At 59.9% G+C, this 20,911-nt stretch carries 18 protein-coding genes and 1 pseudogene; 4 read left to right on the forward strand and 15 right to left on the reverse strand.

Annotated elements, in window-relative coordinates:
- Positions 1–1,668: an amidohydrolase family protein gene (locus WEU32_RS10810; RefSeq protein WP_406851884.1), complete on the reverse strand. Its 1,668-nt coding sequence runs from the start codon at positions 1,666–1,668 to the stop codon at positions 1–3.
- A 436-nt stretch (positions 1,669–2,104) separates the two neighbouring features.
- Positions 2,105–2,704, reverse strand: coding sequence for a GGDEF domain-containing protein (locus WEU32_RS10815; RefSeq protein ID WP_406851885.1), 600 nt, complete (start codon positions 2,702–2,704; stop codon positions 2,105–2,107).
- Between the two features lie 127 nt (positions 2,705–2,831).
- Here WEU32_RS10815 and purE point away from each other — a divergent pair, with 127 nt between their 5' ends.
- Both purE and WEU32_RS10825 read left to right on the forward strand, forming a co-directional pair.
- Complete coding sequence (purE, locus tag WEU32_RS10820; RefSeq protein WP_406851886.1) at positions 2,832–3,323, forward strand: 5-(carboxyamino)imidazole ribonucleotide mutase; 492 nt, start codon at positions 2,832–2,834, stop codon at positions 3,321–3,323.
- Between the two features lie 6 nt (positions 3,324–3,329).
- The gene (locus tag WEU32_RS10825; RefSeq protein WP_406851887.1) at positions 3,330–4,421 is read left to right on the forward strand and encodes a 5-(carboxyamino)imidazole ribonucleotide synthase; all 1,092 of its coding nucleotides are present in this window, start codon (positions 3,330–3,332) and stop codon (positions 4,419–4,421) included.
- Positions 4,422–4,454: 33 nt separating this feature from the next.
- Here WEU32_RS10825 and WEU32_RS10830 read toward each other — a convergent pair whose 3' ends face one another.
- Positions 4,455–5,156, reverse strand: a complete 702-nt coding sequence (locus WEU32_RS10830) for a COQ9 family protein (protein ID WP_406851888.1) — start codon at positions 5,154–5,156, stop codon at positions 4,455–4,457.
- A gap of 191 nt (positions 5,157–5,347) precedes the next feature.
- Here WEU32_RS10830 and rpsU point away from each other — a divergent pair, with 191 nt between their 5' ends.
- The gene (gene rpsU / locus WEU32_RS10835) at positions 5,348–5,581 is read left to right on the forward strand and encodes a 30S ribosomal protein S21 (RefSeq protein ID WP_087139870.1); all 234 of its coding nucleotides are present in this window, start codon (positions 5,348–5,350) and stop codon (positions 5,579–5,581) included.
- Between the two features lie 150 nt (positions 5,582–5,731).
- On the opposite strand, the gene WEU32_RS10840 is transcribed toward rpsU, so the two are convergent.
- The 6 genes and pseudogenes from WEU32_RS10840 to WEU32_RS10865 form a co-directional block, all read right to left on the reverse strand.
- A complete protein-coding gene (locus WEU32_RS10840; RefSeq protein WP_406851889.1) occupies positions 5,732–7,183 on the reverse strand; it encodes an ABC transporter permease in 1,452 nt (483 codons plus the stop codon).
- Positions 7,180–8,151 carry an ATP-binding cassette domain-containing protein gene (locus WEU32_RS10845; protein WP_312812350.1) on the reverse strand — a complete coding sequence of 324 codons (972 nt, stop codon included), beginning with the start codon at positions 8,149–8,151 and terminating at the stop codon, positions 7,180–7,182. The genes WEU32_RS10840 and WEU32_RS10845 overlap by 4 nt, the downstream gene beginning before the upstream one ends.
- Before the next feature lie 166 nt (positions 8,152–8,317).
- Positions 8,318–10,114 (reverse strand): autotransporter domain-containing protein, encoded by a 1,797-nt coding sequence (locus WEU32_RS10850; RefSeq protein ID WP_406851890.1) that lies wholly within the window; start codon positions 10,112–10,114, stop codon positions 8,318–8,320.
- A gap of 126 nt (positions 10,115–10,240) precedes the next feature.
- On the reverse strand, positions 10,241–11,497 hold the full coding sequence (gene serA, locus WEU32_RS10855) for a phosphoglycerate dehydrogenase (protein WP_406853438.1): 1,257 nt from the start codon (positions 11,495–11,497) through the stop codon (positions 10,241–10,243).
- Positions 11,498–11,653: 156 nt separating this feature from the next.
- A pseudogene (locus tag WEU32_RS10860) lies at positions 11,654–12,145 on the reverse strand (HAD family hydrolase); the annotation flags it as partial.
- Between the two features lie 96 nt (positions 12,146–12,241).
- On the reverse strand, positions 12,242–12,844 hold the full coding sequence (locus WEU32_RS10865) for a hypothetical protein (RefSeq protein WP_312136230.1): 603 nt from the start codon (positions 12,842–12,844) through the stop codon (positions 12,242–12,244).
- A 195-nt stretch (positions 12,845–13,039) separates the two neighbouring features.
- On the opposite strand from WEU32_RS10865, the gene WEU32_RS10870 reads away from it, so the two are divergent.
- Complete coding sequence (locus WEU32_RS10870) at positions 13,040–13,978, forward strand: Hsp33 family molecular chaperone (RefSeq protein ID WP_312136229.1); 939 nt, start codon at positions 13,040–13,042, stop codon at positions 13,976–13,978.
- A 62-nt stretch (positions 13,979–14,040) separates the two neighbouring features.
- Here WEU32_RS10870 and phoB read toward each other — a convergent pair whose 3' ends face one another.
- The 6 genes from phoB to WEU32_RS10900 form a co-directional block, all read right to left on the reverse strand.
- Positions 14,041–14,730 (reverse strand): phosphate regulon transcriptional regulator PhoB, encoded by a 690-nt coding sequence (gene phoB, locus WEU32_RS10875; RefSeq protein ID WP_312136227.1) that lies wholly within the window; start codon positions 14,728–14,730, stop codon positions 14,041–14,043.
- Between the two features lie 29 nt (positions 14,731–14,759).
- Entirely contained in the window at positions 14,760–15,506 is a 747-nt protein-coding gene (gene phoU, locus WEU32_RS10880) for a phosphate signaling complex protein PhoU (RefSeq protein ID WP_312136225.1), read from the reverse strand.
- A 7-nt stretch (positions 15,507–15,513) separates the two neighbouring features.
- Complete coding sequence (gene pstB, locus WEU32_RS10885) at positions 15,514–16,395, reverse strand: phosphate ABC transporter ATP-binding protein PstB (RefSeq protein ID WP_406851891.1); 882 nt, start codon at positions 16,393–16,395, stop codon at positions 15,514–15,516.
- Positions 16,396–16,400: 5 nt separating this feature from the next.
- Positions 16,401–17,696, reverse strand: a complete 1,296-nt coding sequence (gene pstA, locus WEU32_RS10890) for a phosphate ABC transporter permease PstA (protein WP_406851892.1) — start codon at positions 17,694–17,696, stop codon at positions 16,401–16,403.
- The gene (gene pstC / locus WEU32_RS10895) at positions 17,689–19,119 is read right to left on the reverse strand and encodes a phosphate ABC transporter permease subunit PstC (protein ID WP_406851893.1); all 1,431 of its coding nucleotides are present in this window, start codon (positions 19,117–19,119) and stop codon (positions 17,689–17,691) included. The genes pstA and pstC overlap by 8 nt, the downstream gene beginning before the upstream one ends.
- Positions 19,120–19,293: 174 nt before the next feature.
- Positions 19,294–20,733 (reverse strand): ATP-binding protein, encoded by a 1,440-nt coding sequence (locus WEU32_RS10900; RefSeq protein ID WP_406851894.1) that lies wholly within the window; start codon positions 20,731–20,733, stop codon positions 19,294–19,296.
- Between the last annotated feature and the right edge of the window lie 178 nt (positions 20,734–20,911).

Consider the following 20,911-nt stretch of genomic DNA (forward strand, 5'->3'; position numbering starts at 1 on the left):
TCATTGCACCGCTTGCCCACGCTCGGCTTTCTGACGATCAACCATAGCTTTCACGTCTTCCAGCAAGACCTCGGCGTCATAGGCAACACCGCGCGTGATGGTCCATTTGACCCCGCCCACCTTCTCGATACGGTTCTCGGGACTAAGCCTTTCATGGCCCGTGCCGTATAGCGTCTTGAAGTTGGCCAGCGGGTTTTCCGGCACGATGACCAGATCGGCACTCATACCGATGCGGACGATGCCAAAATCAGCAGGTTTTCCGGATGGTTCAGCCAGGACCGAAGCGCCATCCATTGTCGCCGCGCGCACGACCTCCAACGGATGGAAACCCGCTTCTTGCAACAGCTCCATCTCCTCGATGTAGCCGAACCCGAACAGCTTCCAGATAAAGCCGGAATCCGAACCGATCGTCACACGACCACCGGCACGTTTGTAATCATTCACCAGACGCATGAAGCGATCATAGAATCGACGCCATGACACTTCGTTCTGTGTGGTCCAGTCGAAGAAATAGCTGCCGTGGTTGTCGCGCGTAGACTGGAAGAAATCATGCAGCGTCGGCAGGGTATAAACATCGTGCCACGGCGCATTGCGGGCCCGGGAAAGGTCGCGCGAGGCGGCATAGATGGTCATGGTCGGATCAAAGGCCACACCCGTCTCGACCTGTGTCTTCAAATACTCGTCCCAGCCCGGCATGCCGATTTCGATCTGGCGCCAGATTTCAGCCGCCTCGCCAAAGCGTTTCTGCTCGTCGAGGAAGTTATAATCGACCGGATAGTTCTGAATTTCACGACCGGCCAACAGCGATTCAAAATGGCCGTAGAAGTGTGTGATGGTGCCAAGGCCGGCCGCAGCCAATTGCTCGGCATTCAGCTGTGCCACACCCGGTTGGGCGATATGGGCCACCGTGCCCATGCCCAGCTTGTTGGCCTCGTCGATGGCGGCCAGAACCGTTTCCGGTGTCTCGTCGCCACGGATGAAGAACTTGATGCCATCAATACCGTTGGCAGCACCCCAGCGCACCCACTCGCGGGCTTTGGCGGCATCGTGGATACGGCCACGGTTCCAGCCCGAACCCATGGTTTGATAGTTATAGATACGCGGAGCCACGATCTCGCCACGCGCCGAACGGTCACGCTCGGAACGGGCAATCGCATGTGGGGCCAGACTGACACCGCGAACGGTCGTCACACCATGGGCCAGCCACAGCTTGTAGGCATATTCCATGTCCGGTGCCTTGCCCGGGCCGCCCGCATGCACATGGGCGTCCACAAAGCCGGGCATCACATACATGCCGCGTGCATCGATTTCATGTGCCGCACCGTGCGGCGGACGGTTCAGGCGCTCGGGCATTCCGGGCCAACCTGCCTGAACAATATCGGTAATACGGTCATTCTCGATGACGATATCGACCGGTCCTGTTGGCGGCGCACCCGTCCCGTCAATCAGGGTCGCGCCACGGATCACCATTAACGGATATGGGCCAAAGCCTTCGCCTGCACGCCGGGGGGGTGCAGGATTAAAAGTCTGGCGTGCGACTGGCGCATCACTGCCCTGATGCGCCAGTGCGACTTGTCCGCCCGTCAGAGATGCTGCAGCCACAATCACCGCAGCGCACACCCCAGACCAAGCACCCGCCCCTACACGTCGACCCTTTGTCGCCGCCATCCGCTTTCCCCTTACGCAGACCGAGCTCTTCGGGAACCCCTCTCGCTCCCTCAAGCCAGAACAATGTTCCTAGGTTGAATCGGTAGCATCGGTTTGCCGGTAAGAGTCTCGGATATTGCACCCTTTACTGAATATAATTCAGCGCTACGTCGCAATGCAGCACCATCCGTTCAAAAATCATATCTACACCCGATGGCACAATATTTTCCGTCAGAACCGATGAGATTAAGAAAAAACTCCTATTTTTTACATTTAAAATCCCTTGGGGCGAAATATTTCACAAGCCCACGCGCAGAGCAGGACATTTCAAACCCGAATGATTATTCGGCCTGAAGGGACAGAACTGAATATTTTCATCAATGTTAAGGTGTGGAGCCATCTAGACCGTTCCAGCCCGCAGCAGCCGCGGCACAGAATGGTGCGCCTCGATCCAGTCCTATATTTTGTCATTTTTACGACTTGAAGGTTTCTCGGCCTTGCGAAGCCACATGGCCGTATCGGCTTCGGCCAGCCAGACTTCCGGATCGGTCTGTACGGACAAGGAACGCACCCCGATCGAAGCTGACAGAGCATGGTGTTGCCCCCGCCATTCAAAGCCCTGACTTTGCAATTGCTCCTGCATGCGCCGGGCCTTGGCCTTACCGTCCTCGTAGCTGGCATTCATCATGACCACAGCGAACTCGTCGCCCCCCAGACGACCGACCGCATCGGATTCGCGTGTCTGCTGGTGCAAAATATTCACCACCGCCCGCAAGGCCTCGTCGCCTGCCGCATGGCCGTACTGGTCATTCAACGGTTTGAAATTATCGAGGTCCATATACAGCAAGACAGCAGACTGCTGGTGGCGATGGCAGTATGCCATCTGACGGTTGAGGACATTCACAAAACCCCGACGGTTCAATGCCGGCGTCAGGACATCATGATCGGCCAGTGCCTCCGCCCGCTCCGCCCTCTGCCGCAGAGCCTCCATATCGAAACGCAGGCGTTCGATTTCGGCCACAAGGGCCACAGGGTCTTGATCTTCCGTCCGGCTCAAATCGAAGCTCCGGCACCGCAAAACGGGCGAGTCGCGGGCAATTCAGTTCACTCAGAGTAGCGCGGTCGGTTGCGGACGCAACGCGCCTGCTATAAGCGGCCACTTTACCGTTTGGGGAGCCAAAGCCATGACCGCCTCCACGCCGCCCGTTGCCATTATTATGGGCAGCCGTTCCGACTGGCCGACGATGAAACTCGCCGCCGACAAGCTGGACCAGCTTGGTGTCGCATGGGAGGCCAAGGTCGTCAGCGCCCACCGCACCCCGCAACGTCTGTTCGACTTTGCCACCACGGCCAAGACCAAAGGCTATAAGGTCATTATCGCAGGGGCTGGCGGTGCCGCCCATTTGCCGGGCATGGCCGCATCCATGACAGACCTTCCGGTTCTGGGCGTTCCGGTGCAGTCCAAGGCCCTCAAAGGCATGGACAGCCTGTTGTCCATCGCCCAGATGCCGGGTGGCGTACCCGTGGCCACTCTGGCGATTGGCGAGGCCGGTGCCACCAATGCCGGTATTCTGGCCGTGCAGATTCTGGCCCTGTCCGACGAAGCTCTGGCCGGACGCCTTTCGGCCTTCCGCACCGCCCAGACCGAATCCGTACTCGAAACCGTCGAGGACTAAGCGCTTATGACCGTCCCTCTCCCCTCTGCCCTGCCCCCCGGTTCGACGATCGGCATCCTTGGTGGAGGGCAGTTGGGGCGAATGCTGGCCGAGGCGGCATCCACTCTGGGTTTCGACACCGTTATCCTCGAACCGCAGGAAAACTGTCCCGCCTCGCGCGTTTCTGCCCGCCACATTCAGGCTGACTATGACGATGTGGATGGCTTGAAAGCCCTTGCCGCCGCCTGTGATGTGGTCACCACCGAGTTCGAGAATGTTCCTGCCTCGGTCGTGGCTATTCTGGAAGCTGAAGGCGTGCGCGTGGCCCCCAATGGTCGCGCCCTTGCCGTGGCGCAGGACCGGGTGGAGGAAAAAACCTATTTGAGCAGGGTCGGGGCCACGACCGTCGACTTCCGCAAGATTGATAATCTCGATGACCTCACGGCCGCTATTGAGGCGCTTGGCCTGCCCGCCCTGCTAAAAACCCGCCGCGAAGGCTATGACGGCAAGGGTCAGGCCTGGATAAGAGATGCTGCCGATGCCACAGCCGCACTGGAATCACTCGGTGCACGCCCCTCTATTCTGGAAGCCGCCGCCCGCTTCAGCCGCGAACTGTCAGTGATTGCCGCACGAGGCACAGACGGCTCCGTCGCCGTCTATCCGCTGGGCCAGAACATCCACGAGAACGGCATCCTGCGCACCACAATCGCGCCTGCTGATAATGTGGATGCTGACACCCAGGCCCGCGCCGTCGACATCGCCACCAACATCCTGAACGGTCTGGACTATGTTGGCGTGATCGGGGTCGAGCTGTTCGATCTGGGCGACCGTCTTCTGGTCAACGAAATCGCCCCGCGTGTGCACAATACCGGCCATTGGACACAGGACGGTTGTGGCTGTGACCAGTTCGAGCAGCATATCCGCGCCATTGCCGGATGGCCGCTGGGCTCGACCAAACCCCATGCCAAGGTCGAGATGACCAACCTGCTGGGCGACGAGATCAATGACTGGCCCACACTGGCCGCCAATCCGTCCAACCACCTGTATTTCTACGGCAAGCACGAAGCACGCGCGGGCCGCAAAATGGCCCATGTGAATAAGGTGCTGGAAGACCTCTAATAGAAAGGGCCGCTGAAAACAGCGGCCCTTTATTTATTCAGCTCTTGGCCCGTAACGCAGGCGGCCCAGAAAGTCGGTGATGTTGCGCATCGGCGCATCGAAATCCTTGCCCGCCTTCCATTTTTCAAAGGCCATCACATTCTCGATCCGCTTGGCAACAAAGCGGTCGGCGGCATCCTTGCCCTCGAACAGACGGATGGTCAGGGCCGGAGCGAGAATCCCCCCCAGAATGGTGCGTTTTGAATAATGGTTCTGGTCGGTGGAGGTATCACCAGCCCAGCGCCAGATCTTGTCGGCGCTTTCCCACATCAAACCGATTCCCAGATCGGCATTGAACGGTAGTGCTAAAAATCCCGCACATTTGCGTGACGCATCAAGGTCAGCAGCGGCGACTTCCAGACGCGCCGACACCCCTGCCGCGATTCGCTCGCGAATCTTCAGCGTGTGGGCGGGCGTGGCCTCCAGCGCCTTTAGTGCGGCTGCGTCATGACGACGTGACAACAGGGCCGCCAGATCGCGCGCCCCGTGCGGAAACAGAAGCTCTTGATCTCCAAGAGAAAAACCTTCCGTTTCACAGGCAGAACGCACCAGATGGTTATTCCAGCCCAGCCGTTCGGCCCTCAAAATAGCCGCACTGAGCACAGCCTGTTCCGTGCGTTCGGTCCAATCGGAAGATTGTTCCTTTCCGCTGAAAGCGGCTTGCGTCGGTTCGGTCGGGTGCGGTGTCTCGGTCATAGGTTTATAATAGCCGCATAATGATTGGGTTTCGACCCATCACGATTGATAGCTCTGGCTGGACACAGGACCAAAGATCATGTATCCCGCCGCCTTCATCCAGAGGGGTTAATCCTTTTGGAGAGGTTTTTGTTTTGTCTGCCCGTCTTCCCTTCATCAGGACGCGGCGGGCGGCCAAAGGAGAGAGAACCCTGGTTCAGATTTTCGTTCGCGACAACAATGTCGATCAGGCCCTGAAGGCCCTGAAGAAAAAAATGCAACGTGAAGGCAGCTTCCGCGAAATGAAGCGTCACGTGCACTTTGAAAAGCCGTCGGAAAAGCGCGCCCGTCAAAAGGCTGAAGCTGTCCGTCGCGCTCGCAAGCTGGCTCGCAAGCGCGCACAGCGCGAAGGTCTGCTGCCGGCACCGAAGGGTCGCGGCCGCTAATAGCGACGCCCTTTCAATAAGGCTTCCAGAAAACCCGCCCCGCGATTTCGCAGGGCGGGTTTTCTTTTGGCCAAGGACTGTCTCCCGCAAGGCAGATACAAAAAAGGCGGGCCACAATGGCCCGCCTTTCGTTTGTAGGTACAAATGCCCCTAGCTTTGGCGCATGGCTCCTATGAAGGACTTCCACGACAGCTTGGCATCCGACATAGCCCCTGCACGGAAGGCCCGCCCGGACAGCCACATCATCAGCCCAGCAAAGGCAAACATCAGCACAATGCTGAGGATCACCTCGATCAGCGGTGGCTGACTGGGCGCACGGGCAGACATGATAAAGGGTGTGAAGGGCGGAATGAAGCTTAGCACCTTCAGGATCACGGCATCGGGGTTACGCACCGCCATCTGCATGAACAGCAGCGGCACCACCATCGCCATCATCACCGGCCCCATCAAGGTCTGTGCATCGCGCGGGGTCTCGCAAAAGGCCCCGATAGCGGCAAACAACACCGCATACATCAGATAGCCGCCCACCAGATACAACAGCAGATACAGCCACAGACCGTTGTGCAACATCACTGCGCCGATATCACGCGCCACATCCGGCAAGGTCGCAGCAAGACCGACAGCACTGATAATGCCCCAGCCTCCCATGACCGTCAGGGTCAGAATGGCCACGCCCAGTACCTTGCCCACCAGCAGTTCGGTAGAGGTCACCGACGACAGCAGGACTTCGAGAATCTTGTTGGATTTCTCCTCCATGACCCCGTTCATCAACATGCTGGCACCGGTGATAATCAGCGACCACATAAGGAAGCCGCAGATCAAGCCAATGACGGACGGCAGGCGATCACGCAAACCAACCTCGCCCCCCGAAGCCGCACGTGGCGACAGCAGCGTGATGTCGGGACGATAGTTCTCGACCTGAGCCACGACCGCCGTATCGATACCACTGGCCTCGAACGCCTTCTGGCGGTTCACGTCACGAAGGGCATCGCGGATCAGGCCCTCCATGTCATTATTGCCCGCACGGCGTGACCAGATACGGGCCGCAGGACCATTGTCCTTATTGGAAAGGATGATGATGGCCGACAGATCCTGTCCGCCTTCCGACTTGTCCTTTTGCACCCACTCTCGGGCCTTGGCATCCAGTGCTTCGCCCGCAGGGGCCGACAGCAGTTCTGCCGGAGCCGGAAGCTCGATCTTGTCGCGACGCGGGGCCTTGAAGGCTGCGCCCGCACGCGGGGCAACCTGCTTCAACGCCGCCAGCCCCGCTTCATAGCCCCCCTCGTCCACGGCTTTACGCACTGTATCGCGGCCGCTAATGCCCGCCTCGCCCACCGCTGCGATGCTGAGCGACGACAGGACCGTGCGGTCATAGTCTTTTTCCAGTGCCTCGCGCACTGCGGCGGCCAGACCCGACGACGCCGTAGGGGCAGTTTCCTCGACCAGAATATAGTTTTGGACCGGCTCTGCCCGCTTCAGCAGTGTCGGCATAAAGCCGCCTAGAACAGCAAAGAACGGCAGGCTGAGCAGAGACAGCCAGAAACCGACCGTCTTCACATAGGCCATCACTTCACGATGGGCGATCAACATGGCGCGGTTCATTGCGCGGCCTCCTCAATCTGGGTGCCGGTGGCTTTGTGCCGCTGGTCATCGTCGGGATGATCGCCGGTCAGGGCGATAAAGGCGTCATGCAGGGTCGGTTCGCGCAACTGGAAGCGGCGCACATCCAGATCCGATACAAAGGCCGCCCGCAAAGTATGCTGGGCCTCGGCCCCCGCCACCAATGCCGCCTTCAGGGTGACGATGCCGTCAATGTCCGACAGTGTTTCAACAGTCCCCACCCCCGGCAGGGCCGCAACCATGTTCACATCAAGCATGCCTTCGATTTCCAGATAGCGGGCCGATGTGGCACGCGCCTCGGCTACCGTGCCTTCAAAGGCTTTCTGGCCACGGGCCAACAACACCACCTTGTCGCACAGACGCTCGGCATGCTGCATGACGTGGGTCGAGAACAGGACGGTCGCACCATTGGCGGCCAGCGAGCGGATCATCGCCTCCAGCCCCTGCTGGTTCATCGGGTCCAGTCCCGAGAAGGGTTCGTCCAGAATGACAAATTCCGGCTGATGCACCACCGAGGCGATCAACTGGACCTTCTGGGCCATGCCCTTGGACAGGTCCTTCATCTTTTTCTTCTGGGCGTGGCCAAGCCCCATCTGCTCCAGCATGTCGCGGGCGCGTTTGCGGCCTTCAGTTGCGGGCAGACCTTTGAGCGATCCCAGATAGGAGATCGCCTCAACAGGGGTCATCTTTTTATAAAGACCGCGTTCCTCGGGCAGGAAACCGATCCGGTCGCGCACCTTTCGGCCGTCATCGGCACCCAAGATGCTGATTTGCCCCGACGATACGCCCTGAAGCCCCAGGATCATCCGGATGGTCGAGGTTTTGCCCGCACCATTAGGGCCAAGGAAACCACAGATGGTTCCGCGCTCAACCTCGAAACTTAGATTTCTAACGGCTTGAAAACTACCGTAGTTTTTACTGACGTCCGTCAGTTGCAGCACAGCAGTCATTTGCCCTCCAACGCTGGTTCGAAAACAAGGCTAGCAGCCGCTATCCCTTGCGTCAGGATGGCCAACATTAAATGGCTGTAATCTGTGCCCCCCTGACAATTGTGAGGCCCGCCAACATCGTTGGCGGGCCACTTCAACTGCGTCGATCCGGCGCAGTCCTGGTCGATCAGAAGGCGAGGCTGACGCGAACACCGCCCATATGGCTGGTGAAATCGCTGCCAAAGCGGCCGCGATAGCCGACCTCGACATTCATCCGTTCGCCGATCTTGCCCTCCAGACCGACCGCCGCCAGCCCTTGCGAGCCGTAAGGCAGGTCAACCTGTTCAGCCAAAACCTTGGCCGTATTGCCGACAAGGCCGGTACGGATATCGTCGCTGCCGTCACTTAAGGAATCGCGCCAGCCGCCCTCGGCATAGAAGCCGAACCGCTCGGCACGATGCTCGACACGCACCGTCACCTCGCCCGTCACAGCATCCAGCTTGCGCTCCTGATAGTGATAGTCTGCAGCGCCGCCATTCTCGAAGAAGTCATCCACCGTGGTGCTGACCCAGGCCACAGCCACACGCGGCGAGATCGCCAGCCGTCCCGGCTGGAACCACAGCCCCCCTTGCGCCCGCGCGCCCATAGACGTGCCACGCGTCGAGGAAGTGTGCACCAGCGGTGCCAGAGCCGTCAGACGCTCTACATCATTATAGTCGTCCTGCGCGGCCCCCGCAGCAAAGTTCACAAAGGCCGTGTCGGAGCGCCAGCCGCCATAGGCGTCGAGGCTGAAACTATCGAGGTCGGCCTTGACCGGACCCGCATCGATTTCCGACTTGCGGGCCGCACCGGCCAATCCGAAACGAAGCGTCTCGTTGCCTGTTTCCAGTGCCAGACGCAGACCATAGCCGTCGGTCTTGGTTTCCTCGATTGCGCCACGCGCATCCACCTTGGTGGAATCGGCCAGTGCCGACAGGCTCAGGCGCGTTCCCGTTCCCCACCCATCGCGGGTGGACAGGGTGCGGGTGGCTAGATCCAGATCATCCTCGCGGTGACGCCATGCTGTCTCGCCCAGCACCGCCATGCGCGAACCCGCTTCGCCATAATAGATGTAGTCATTGACCAGTGCGGCCAGCAGGGAATGCCCCTTCTGCGTCGGGTGAACCCCGTCGAAATAGAAATAGCTGTCAGGATTGGAACAGACGGTGCCACCGTTGAAACAGGCCTGTGTGGCATTGGTGATCCCGAAGGCGGCGGGATTGGCGGCCATGGCGTCACTGCCGCTCAACAGGTCCACATAGATGATGTTGGTGCCACTGTTCTGGCTGGCCACAGGCTTTAGCCCGTTCAACAGCGCAGAGTTGAATGTGGTGACGGCATAATCCGCCAGCGGAGCCGCGGGTGTACTCCTGAACTGGGGCGTGGTGCTAAGACGCGGCAGACTGATAACCGCAATCGTTCCGGCCCCTGCCCCCGCTACAGACCCGACCAATCCGCTGATATCGGCCGCTGCCGCATTGGAAACCGTGGCGATGGACCCTGTCGGATTGCTGGAGGCCCCCGCCGCCGGAAGTCCCTGAAAGATGTTGTTGGCCCCGCCCAGCACCGTCACCAGATCATTGGCTCCGAACGTCCCCCCGCGCTGGCGATACTGGGCCAGTTGCAACTGCATACCCGGCGGCATGGCTTGCACGTCGGTTCTGGCTCCGCCAAAGGCCATGTTGATGCTGCCGGTTACCGGCCCCATGAAATTGGCGGCATTAAAGCCCAGTTGTTCGGTAAATACCGGCCCGCTGGAAAAGCGGCCCTGCCAATAGGGGGGCGAAGCAGGCTGTGTCCCGCTGGTGGCCATATACAGATTGCCGTTGTCGGACAGGCTGTCACCAAAAACGACAAGACGGTTATAGGTCTGGGCCTCGGCCCCGGTCGCACAGACACCCAGCGCCAGAGCTGCAACAGCAGCTCCGCTCAACAATAGCTTCATATCTTCCTCCCGCCAGCCCTCCCGTTATCGGGGCCGTTAGGTAGAGGATGCGCCGCACACAGACGATTGCAATACACCGTTACGCAAAAAGAGCCGGAACTTTTCATTCCGGCCCTTCCAGCGTTTTTAATGCAACATGCGGAACTTCACGGTTCCGGGCACCTGTTTCAAGGCCCTAAGGGCCTCGGGATCATAGCCACGATCGACATCGATGATGACATAGCCGGTGCGCTCGTCCGTCTTCAGGTGCTGGCCCAGAATGTTTAGCCCCGCCTCGGACAGTGCGCGGTTCAACTCGGCCAGTACGCCAGGCTGGTTCTTGTGGATGTGCAGCAGGCGGTGGGCACGGGTGACTTCGGACAACTGCACATTGGGCAGATTCACACAGAAGGTCGTATCGCCGCGGTTCAGATAGTTGAGCAAACGCTCGGCGGCGAACTCGGCAATCGCTTCTTGTGCTTCTTCGGTCGATCCGCCGATGTGCGGGGTCAGGATCACCTTGTCCAGACCGATCAGCGGGCTGTCGAAAGGATCGCTATTTGTGCGCGGTTCTTCGGGGAACACATCCACCGCAGCCCCGCCGAGACGCCCCGACTTCACCGCATCGGCCAGAGCATCGACATCGACAATATGACCACGTGCAAGGTTCAGGAACAGCGCGCCGTCCTTCATCTTGGCGAACTGCTCGCGGCCAAAGATATTGGCATTATCCTTGCGGCCATCGACGTGCAGCGTCACCACATCGGCCTCGACCAACAGGTCATCCAGCTTGCGCACACGCCGTGCATTGCCCAGCGCCAGACGCTCGTTCAGGTCATAAAACAGCACGCGCATGCCAAGGTTTTCGGCCAGAACCGAAAGCTGGCTACCGATGGCACCATAACCGATAATACCCAGCGTCTTGCCGCGCACTTCGCGCGATCCGGTGGCCGACTTGTTCCAGACGCCCTGATGCATCTGGCGCGACTTGTCGGCCACGTCCCGCATCATCACGACCATCAGGCCCAGAGCCAGCTCCACCACCGAACGGGTATTGGAATAGGGTGCGTTGAACACAGCCACGCCCTTATCGGCACAGGCTTCCAGATCGATCTGGTTGGTGCCGATGCAGAAGGCCGCAACGGCCATCAGGCGGTCAGCATGCTCCAGAACGCGCTTGGTGACGGTTGTCTTCGAGCGGATCCCCAGAACATGCACGCCCTTGATCGCTTCGATCAGGTCGTCTTCATCCAAAGCGCCCTTCATCGTCTCGACGCTGTAACCGGCTTCTTCCAGACGCTCGACAGCAGCGGGGTGGATGTTTTCCAGCAACAGCATCTTCATGCGGTTACGCGGATAGGACCAGCGTCCCGGCACACCCTCGGCAAACAAAAGCTCGTCCATGCTGGATGCGACGGCATCGGCGACCTCGACCACTTTCGGGCGGGCCGCAATCTCGGTGAAGGCATAGAAACGATCAGCCGCCCCCGACAGCTTGACCTCGGCATCGTTCCAGCCGTCGCCTACGATCACAATCGGGCGCTCAAGTTTCAAGCTGCTGATAACGGTCGGCTTGCCATTCTCGCGGGCCAGCGGATTGGCCTCGTTCACACCGGTGACACGGCCTTCGTCGTCATAGACCAGTTCATTGGCCAGCACATGGTCCGGCGCAATGCCCAGACGCGCGGCCAGAGGCGCAATCACCTCGGTAAAACCGCCCGAAAGAATATAGATGCGCTCGGCATTGCGTTCGAAGAAATCGACATTGCGGCGCACCGAGATGGTAGCCTCGTCCAGAATGCGGTCGGCCAATGTCTCTACATGTTCGCGACGCAGACCCAGCAGCGCCAGTCGCTGTTGCAGCGCCTCGCCAAAACCAAGATGGCCGTTCATCGCCAGCTCGGTCAGTTCGGCGATTTTCGCCTTGCGCTCGGCGGCATCGGGGGCCCCTGCCAGCGACAGTTCGGCCAAGGCCTCCAGCGTTTCGATGCGAACCAGAGTCGAATCGAAATCGAACACGAAAACGGGCGTATCAGCGATGAGCGAGGTCATGCCCCGCACCTAGCCCACCTTCGCACTTGCAGCAATAAAAAGGGGGCCAAACAGCCCCCTTTACGCATGATTTTTTCAAATCTTCGACTTTAGTACCTACTTACCGCTGATTTTACGCTGCTCCAGCGCAATTGCACCAATCGCTGCGGCCACCAGACCGACGGCCAACAGAGCGGCACCTTCCTTGGCGTGGTCCTTGGCAAAATCGCTGGCATAGTCACGCGCATCCTCGGCAACCCGGCGGGCCTTCTTGGCATAGCGGCGTGAGGTGCGGCTGCGGCGCGGACCATCGCGCCAGTCATCAAACCGCTCGCGGGCACCATCGGCAAAACCACGGGCGCGATCGCCCAGATTGTGACCCAGTTCCTGTGCGCGGTCCGACAGGTCGTGCATACGATCCGATGCACGGGCCTTGAAGCCACGGGCACGTTCAGAAGCACGTTGTCCCAAATCATCGGCGTCGTCATGAACGCGGGCGCTCATTTGTTCCAGCCGGTCGCGCAGGGCTACGGTATCCACCCAACCGCGCGGATCGATACGGTCCATCAAGACCTCATAGCGGCGCGGGCCGATGCGCTGGTTCAGGAAAAGGGATGCAAAGCCCACAGCCGCCAGAACAGCCACGCCTCCAGCCACAATGCCCGGATGTTTGCGGACTTCTGCAATCACTTCGTCGATCAGATGCGTGTTGTCGCTCATGCCTGCCATCTTTAATAACTGTGGGGTTCACAAACATCAGCGGTTTACGGGCGCAAGAGTTCCCTAAAACCGCATAAACATCGCAATGAAGTTTGCCATGTCAGCGGCAGGCTGCAAGTCCCGCCCCTTACAAATGGGACCACGGCTCACTATGTTGCGCGACTTCAAGTTTATTACAGTGTTTCAGGACCCAAATTGACCGACGCTACCGCCCCTATCAATGCCTTGCATGATGATCTGGCTGCGGCCTTCCAGATCGAAGGCTGGCCTGTCCGTGGCCGTCTGGTCCGCATGGGCGACGCCATCAACACCATCCTGTCATCGCACGACTATCCCCTGCCCGTCGCCCGTCTGCTGGGCGAGGCCTGCGCTCTGGCCGCTCTGGTCGGTTCGGCCCTGAAGTTCGACGGCCGCCTGCTGGTTCAGGCTCAGGGCGACGGCCCTGTGCGCTATGTGCTGGCTGACTATGGCACCGATGGCACCATGCGCGGTTTTTGCCGCTATGACGAAGGCGAACTGACCGCCCTGTGCGACAGTCATGACGCCCCCGGCGCGCAAGACCTGCTGGGCAAGGGTCTGTTTATCATGACACTGGACCGTGGCCCCGACTTCGAGCGCACACAGGGCATGACCCCCATTGAGGGAGACAGCCTTTCGACCTGCGCCGAGCACTATTTCGTCCAGTCCGAACAGATCCCGACCAAGGTCAATCTCGCCCTTGGTCAGATCACCACCGACACCGGCACGCAATATCGTGCAGGCGGTGCCCTGATTCAGGTCATTGCCGGAGACGAGGCCCGTGGCTCGACTGAAGAAGTGTGGGATCGCACCCGCGCCCTGTTCGCCACCCTTACAGATGACGAACTGGTTGATCCGACCCTGACGCCGGAAACCCTGCTTTATCGCCTGTTCCACGAGGACGGCGTGCGTCTGGAAGGTCCGACCGCGCTCAAGGCCCAGTGCCGCTGCTCGCGCGACCGTATCGTGACCGTGTTGCAGTCCTTCTCCGAAGAAGACCGCAACGAGATGATCGAAGACGACGGGATGATCCACGCCAACTGCGAATACTGCTCGACCGATTATCACATTGATCCGAGCGAGGTCGTGGTGCCGGCCCCCGAAGCCCGCCACTAAGATACCAAAAAGGGCGCTGCGGCATTGGCCACAGCGCCCTTTTTATATGCGATCAAACGGCCCTAGTTGTTCAGATCCAAAGAATAGCCCGCCGAGCGGACTGTACGGATCGGATTGGTCGTGCCATCCACGTTCAGCGCCTTACGAAGACGGCCGACGTGAACGTCCACGGTGCGGGCCTCGACATAGACGTCAGAGCCCCAGACGGCATCCAGAAGCTGCTCGCGGCTGAACACACGGCCCGGATGTTTCAGGAAGTGGTCCAGCAGGCGGAACTCGGTCGGACCAAGGTGAACCTCGCGGCCCGCGCGGCTGACGCGGTGGGCCACACGGTCCATGACGATGTCGGCGTGGTTAACGCGATCATCGGCCAGACCCGGACGCAGACGACGTAAGACCGCCCGCATACGCGCCGTCAGCTCGGTCATCGAGAACGGCTTGGTCATATAGTCGTCGGCACCGGTATCAAGGCCGCGCACCCGGTCGGCTTCCTCGCCGCGTGCCGTCAGCATGATAACCGGCAGGTTACGGGTTTCAGACTTGGCACGGATACGGCGGCACACCTCGATGCCCGACAGTTGCGGCAGCATCCAGTCCAGCAGGACAAGGTCCGGCTGGCGCTCTTCGATCATCAGCCAGCCTTCTTCGCCATCTCCGGCGACGGCGACCTCATAGCCTTCTTTTTCCAGATTATACTGGAGGAGCGTCGACAGCGCGTCCTCGTCTTCCATTACCAGAATATAGGGCTGCATTTCGGACTCTCCGGTCGTGGAATGTCAGGTCAATCGGCCGACGGGGCATCATTGCCCGTCAGGGTCGGCGTGGGGGAAGCATCCTCGCCGGGGGCCGGCACGGCACGCGGGCGTTCGCCCATCATGTCCTCGCCGGTGATTTCATAGTGGACCGTCTCGGCGATATTGGTCGCGTGGTCGCCGATACGTTCAAGGTTCTTGGCCATGAACAACAGATGGGTGCAGGCCGTAATGGTGCGCGGATCGCCCATCATATAGGTCAGCAGTTCACGGAAGAGCGCGTTGTAGTGCTCATCCACCTCGTCATCGGTCTGCCAGACGCTCATGGCGCGCTCGACTTCGGACGCCGTATAGGCATCCAGAACATCGCGCAGACGGTTCGATACCAGACGCCCCATGCGCTCGATGGAGCGCGTCAGAAGTTGCATCGGCTCGCCTTCGGCAAGGATCAATGCGCGCTTGGCAATGTTCTTGGCCAGATCACCCGTGCGCTCGAGATCCGAGGCCAGCTTGATGGCCCCCAGCGTGCGGCGTAGGTCCGAGGCTACCGGCTGACGCAATGCGATCAGGCGTATGGCCTTCTTTTCGATGTCGTAATGCAGCGTGTCCAGTTTAAGGTCACGCTCGATCACCGCGCGGGCCAGTGCCACATCGCGGCGGGCCACGGATTCAATGGCATCGGCCACCTGCGCCTCGGCAAGGCCGCCCATGCGGACGACCTCTGCCGTGAGCTGGTTCAGCTCGTCGCCATAGGCTTTGACGGTATGCTGGTTCATGTCGCCCTTAACCGAAACGGCCAGTGATATAGTCGAGCGTGCGGCGCTCGCGCGGGTTGGTGAAGATGTCTTCGGTGTCGCCCGTTTCCACGATGTTGCCCATGTGGAAGAAGGCCGTGCGTTGCGAAACGCGGGCCGCCTGAGCCATCGAGTGGGTGACGATGACGATGCAGTAACGCTCGCGCAGTTCGTCGATCAGCTCTTCGATCTTGGCGGTCGCAATCGGGTCCAGTGCCGAGCAAGGCTCGTCCATCAGAATGACTTCGGGTTCGACGGCGATGGCGCGGGCGATCACCAGACGCTGTTGCTGACCACCTGACAGACCGGTACCCGGCGCATGCAGACGGTCCGCGACTTCATCCCACAGACCGGCACGTTTCAGCGCCGACTGGACGATGTCTTCCAGTTCCGACTTGGATGAAGCCAGTCCGTGGATTTTCGGGCCATAGGCCACGTTTTCGAAGATCGATTTGGGGAACGGGTTGGGCTTCTGGAACACCATGCCGACCTGCGCGCGCAGCAGCACCGGATCGACCTTCTTGTCGTTGATGTCTTCGCCGTCCATCTCGATACGGCCTTCGACGCGCGCGCCAGGGACGGTGTCGTTCATACGGTTCAGTGTGCGCAGGAAGGTAGACTTGCCACAGCCCGACGGACCGATCAGGGCGGTGACCGCCTTGTCGGGGATGTCGAGGCTGACACCGTGTAGGGCCTGTTTCTCGCCATAGAAGACCTTGACCTCTTTGGCAGAGATCTTGATCGGGCCAAGACCGGCACGGGCGCTGTCACCCACAAGCGGGGCAACCGAACGGGTGGCGTCTGCGGCTGCGCCGGTCGGCTGACCTTCAGGCGCATAGGCAATGGGGGTGCGGATAAGCTTGGTGTTCATAGACATTACCACCGGCGTTCGAAGCGACGACGCAACAGGATTGCGGCGGCGTTCATCACGATCATGAAAGCGAGAAGGACAAGGATGGCGGCTGCGGTCCGTTCATGGAACGCACGCTCCGAGGCATTCTCCCAGATATAGATAAGGGACGGCAGGGCACCGGCAGGCGCATCAATCGCCGCCGAAATACCCGGCACAAAGCTGATCATACCGATCAGCAACAGCGGGGCGGTTTCGCCCAGCGCGTGCGCCATAGCGATGATCGAACCCGTCATCACCCCCGGCATGGCCAGCGGCAGGACGTGACCAAAAACAGTCTGGGTGCGGCTGGCACCCATGGCTAGAGCCGCATCCCGGATCGACGGCGGAACAGCTTTCAGAGCCGAGCGCGTGGCGATGATGATCGTCGGCAGAGCCATCAGGGCCAGTACCAGACCCCCAACTAGGGGACTGGCGCGTGGCAGGTGCAGGAAGTTGATAAACAGAGCCAAACCCAGCAGGCCGTACACAATCGACGGCACGGCAGCGAGGTTGTTGATGTTCACCTCGATGATCGCCGTAAGACGGTTACGCGGCGCATATTCTTCCAGCCACACAGCGGCAAAGACACCGACCGGAATGGCAATCAGGGCCGTTACCGACAACATAAGGGTCGAGCCGATCACAGCGCCCAGCAAACCCGCCAGTTCCGGCTGGGTGGAGTCACCCTTGGTGAACAGAGCCGAGTTGAAGTGGGCACGGATCACGCCTTGCGACTTCAGGCTGTCCAGCCACTGCATCTGCTGGTCGCTGACACGACGCAGATCTTCTGGCGTATCCAGGGTGATCTTGCCCTTCAGATACATTTCCGCATCGTCAGACAGCGGTGTCGTCACCGGGACAGTTTGACCGATAAGCGCCGGTTGAGCGCGAATACGTTCTGCCGCGATGAATTTCAGCTCCGACGACAGCAGGGCCCGCATGGCCGAAGCCTTGGAGCCGTTCTCGTCATCGGTCACCCCCATCCGCACCAGTTGCTGCTCGGCGACCAACTGTTCGAAATTGGTTCCCTGAGGATAGGCTCGGTCGATGCGGGCCGGATCCATATAGACCGGCAGGGTCAGGCTGTGGGTGTAGAAGGCCGTATAGCCCTGCATGACAATGCTGGTCAGCAAGATGACCAGAAAAGCCAGCGCCACAGCAATGGCCCCGCGACCGAACCACTTGAAGCGGGTCTCACGGGCATAACGGCTCTTCAGGCGGGCCTGGAGTTTTTGCGTACGGGCGCTGACTGCGCCGGATTTGGAAGCGGCGTCAGTCATATTGTTCACGATAGGCAGCGACGATACGCATGGCGACAATGTTCAGCATCAAAGTGACCACAAACAGGGTCAGGCCCAGACCGAAGGCGGCCAGCGTTTTCGGGCTGTTGAACTCTTGGTCACCCGTCAGCAGGGTCACGATCTGGACGGTGACGGTCGTAACGGTTTCCAGCGGGTTGAGCGTCAGCTTTGCCGCCAGACCTGCCGCCATGGTCACGATCATCGTCTCGCCGATGGCACGCGACACGGCCAGCAACAGAGCGCCCGCGATACCCGGCAAAGCGGCGGGAAGCAGAACCTTTTTGACCGTCTCGGACTTGGTGGCCCCCATTGCGTAGGAGCCGTCACGCAGGGACTGTGGCACTGCATTCATGATGTCGTCCGACAGGGACGATACGAACGGGATCAGCATGATGCCCATGACGCAACCGGCCACCAGAGCCATCTGGTTCTGGACCAGCATCAGATACTGGCCAAGACCGTCCAGTGGTCCACCGACCAGCCAGCTACCGATCGTATTGAAGAACACACGCAGCGCCGGACCAACGGTCAGGGCAGCAAAGAAGCCGTAAACCACGGTCGGCACACCGGCCAGAACCTCCAACAGAGGCTTGACCACTGCGCGGGTCGTCTTGCTGGCATATTCCGACAGATAGATGGCCGAGAACAAACCGACCGGCGCGGCAACCGCCATGGCGATCAGCATGATCAGGAAGGTACCGGCAAACAGCGGCACGGCCCCGAATGCACCTGACGAGCCAACCTGATCGGCGCGGATGGCAATCTGCGGGCTCCACTGGGTGCCGAACAGGAACTCCAGCGGCGAAACCATGCCAAAGAAGCGCAGACTGTCATAAACCAGCGAGAAGATAATACCGACGGTCGTCAGCACCGCCACGGTGGCACAGGCAAACAGAATGCCCACCACCCAGGCCTCGACCGCATTACGCGCGCGCAGGTCCGGACGGATACGCAGGAAGACAAACAATCCGCCCAGAATGGCCGCGATCACCGAGGCGACCAGCCCGCCCCATTGCAGCAGCGAATGGATATTGTGGGCACGGCGTCCCTCAGTGGGCAGCAGTTCGGCATAGGGTGCCGCCCAGATTTGCAGCGCCTCGCCGCCCTGCCCCACGCGACGCGCATCGGCCATAAAGGCCTGACGGCGGAAGGGTTCAAGCTGCTCGACAGCTTCGGGACTGCCTGCTGCCATCAGATGGCGCTCGATCGGTGCCGAAAACACCGAGGCCAGAATCAGGATGGCCAGTGCAGGGGCAAGCACGCCGATCACTGCATACAGGCCATGCTGTCCGGGGCGCGAGTGCGGTTTGACGCCTTGACTGCGCCGCACAGCCAGTCGCCTGCCGCCCAAATAGGACAGCACGACAAACACAGCCATGAAAATCAGGAAAATCCAGGTCATTCAGGTCCGAGACGCAATCTTACGGCCCACCATTGGGCGAGCTTTGAATTGGGCAGAAAATGCCCTTGAAAGGCGAGCGGAATAAGACGGATGCATGACAGTTCTGTTACAGCGCCCAGCCGCCATTGTGTCGGCTTTGCAAACATCGGGCCCCGCTCGTTAAACTTTTAATATTTAAAAGATTTCTTCTATTGGCTGTGCCGCAACACTCTTGCGATCAGGAGCCAGAGGAAAGGCTGCGGCAAATAAAGCGCCCGATCCCAGCGCACTTTCCACAGAAAGTGCACCCCGATGACGTATTACAATATGTCGCACTATGGCCAATCCCAAGCCCGTGCCCTGACGCTCACCGCTCTTCTGGCCCTCGATGCGATAGAATCGCTCGGTCAAACGCGGCAGGTATTCACGCGCCATACCCGGACCGTGGTCGCGCACCGCCACCACCACATAGCGCGCACCCTGTTCGCGATCGGGGGTCACCAGTGATAGACGCGTACTATCGGCCATACGCGTCTGGAACGTCTCGTCCAGTGTCCGGTCACGCTCGATCGTGACTTCGATCTTACCGCCCGCCGACGAGTATTTGAGTGCATTATCGACGAGGTTCTGCACCACCTGCACAATCTCGTCGCGCTCGCCGGTCACGTCGGCACCGCCAATTCCCAGATCAGCTTCCACCGTGACCTGTCGTTCGCGGGATAGAACACTGACTGCATCCAGCACATCCGAAGTCGCGCGCGACAGGTCCACACGGCCATCCGGCGCGATATGTTCGTTCAGTTCGATACGCGACAATGACAAGAGGTCGGCAACCAATCGGCTCATACGCTCGGCCTGTGCCGCCATAATATCCAGAAACTTGTCACGCGCCTTGGGATCATCCTTGGCGTGCCCCTTCAAGGTTTCTATAAAGCCCGAAAGCGAGGCCAGCGGCGTACGAAGTTCATGGCTGGCATTGGCCAGAAAATCGACGCGCATACGCTCGATACGGCGCAGGTCTGTTTCATCCTTGAGAGTCAGCAGAACCAGTGCTTCGGGGCGCCCTTGCCCTTCGAACAACGAGCCTTCGCGTTCGGGTAAGGGATGGACCTGTGCGCGCCAGTGGCGCTCCTGGGCCCCGCCCGAAACATAGTCCACGCGCGAAGCCTCACCGGTGAAAAGGGCATCGTCGATGGCCTCCAGCACGGTTGGCTCGCGGATCACCGACACCAGCAACCCTCCGGCGGCACTAACCGGAAACAGTTCGCGAGCGGCAGCATTGGCCAACAGAATACGTCGTCCGGCAATATCGTCTGCCTCGCCGCCCGATATAATCATCATGGGATCAAAGCTGGCCTCGAAGACGTCAGTCATCAGCCCCGTATCGCCCTTGGCTTCGACAGGGCTTTCCGTCGCCAGAGGGGCATAGATCGCCCCCGAAACCGGTCTGCGGTTTACGAACCATGTCGTGAAAGCCACCGCCACGGCCCCCATCACCATCCAGCCCGCCACAGCAGGCTGCATCACAGCTAGAACCAGCATGATGATGACTGACAGGCCACCGCTGGCTCCCGCTGTCCAAAGACGTGACGTCGCCATAGGGGCCACAGGTGACTGCTGGGTTTCGTAGCTCATACTGATCCGTACCAGACCTTTTTTCGCAGCTCAGATAATTGGAACACGACTCGTTTCACACGGATTACCACCCTGCTGCAACAAGCCTGCGACGGACATAGAAATCAGTATTTCAAGACAAACTCGTCGCTGACATCAAACCCTGCCACGACGCGTTAACGGTTGACCCGACATGCAA

Origin of the sequence: Brevundimonas sp. BH3 (assembly GCF_045345115.1) — a bacterium.
Classification (GTDB): Bacteria; Pseudomonadota; Alphaproteobacteria; order Caulobacterales; family Caulobacteraceae; genus Brevundimonas.

Coding starts and splice junctions, on each gene's coding strand:
- WEU32_RS10810 (WP_406851884.1), bottom strand. CDS start 1,668: ATGGCGGCGACAAAGGGTCGACGTGTAGGGGCGGGTGCTTGGTCTGGG.
- purE (WP_406851886.1), top strand. CDS start 2,832: ATGACCGCCTCCACGCCGCCCGTTGCCATTATTATGGGCAGCCGTTCC.
- WEU32_RS10825 (WP_406851887.1), top strand. CDS start 3,330: ATGACCGTCCCTCTCCCCTCTGCCCTGCCCCCCGGTTCGACGATCGGC.
- WEU32_RS10830 (WP_406851888.1), bottom strand. CDS start 5,156: ATGACCGAGACACCGCACCCGACCGAACCGACGCAAGCCGCTTTCAGC.
- WEU32_RS10840 (WP_406851889.1), bottom strand. CDS start 7,183: ATGAACCGCGCCATGTTGATCGCCCATCGTGAAGTGATGGCCTATGTG.
- WEU32_RS10845 (WP_312812350.1), bottom strand. CDS start 8,151: ATGACTGCTGTGCTGCAACTGACGGACGTCAGTAAAAACTACGGTAGT.
- WEU32_RS10850 (WP_406851890.1), bottom strand. CDS start 10,114: ATGAAGCTATTGTTGAGCGGAGCTGCTGTTGCAGCTCTGGCGCTGGGT.
- serA (WP_406853438.1), bottom strand. CDS start 11,497: ATGGACGAGCTTTTGTTTGCCGAGGGTGTGCCGGGACGCTGGTCCTAT.
- WEU32_RS10865 (WP_312136230.1), bottom strand. CDS start 12,844: ATGAGCGACAACACGCATCTGATCGACGAAGTGATTGCAGAAGTCCGC.
- phoB (WP_312136227.1), bottom strand. CDS start 14,730: ATGCAGCCCTATATTCTGGTAATGGAAGACGAGGACGCGCTGTCGACG.
- phoU (WP_312136225.1), bottom strand. CDS start 15,506: ATGAACCAGCATACCGTCAAAGCCTATGGCGACGAGCTGAACCAGCTC.
- pstB (WP_406851891.1), bottom strand. CDS start 16,395: ATGAACACCAAGCTTATCCGCACCCCCATTGCCTATGCGCCTGAAGGT.
- pstA (WP_406851892.1), bottom strand. CDS start 17,696: ATGACTGACGCCGCTTCCAAATCCGGCGCAGTCAGCGCCCGTACGCAA.
- pstC (WP_406851893.1), bottom strand. CDS start 19,119: ATGACCTGGATTTTCCTGATTTTCATGGCTGTGTTTGTCGTGCTGTCC.
- WEU32_RS10900 (WP_406851894.1), bottom strand. CDS start 20,733: ATGAGCTACGAAACCCAGCAGTCACCTGTGGCCCCTATGGCGACGTCA.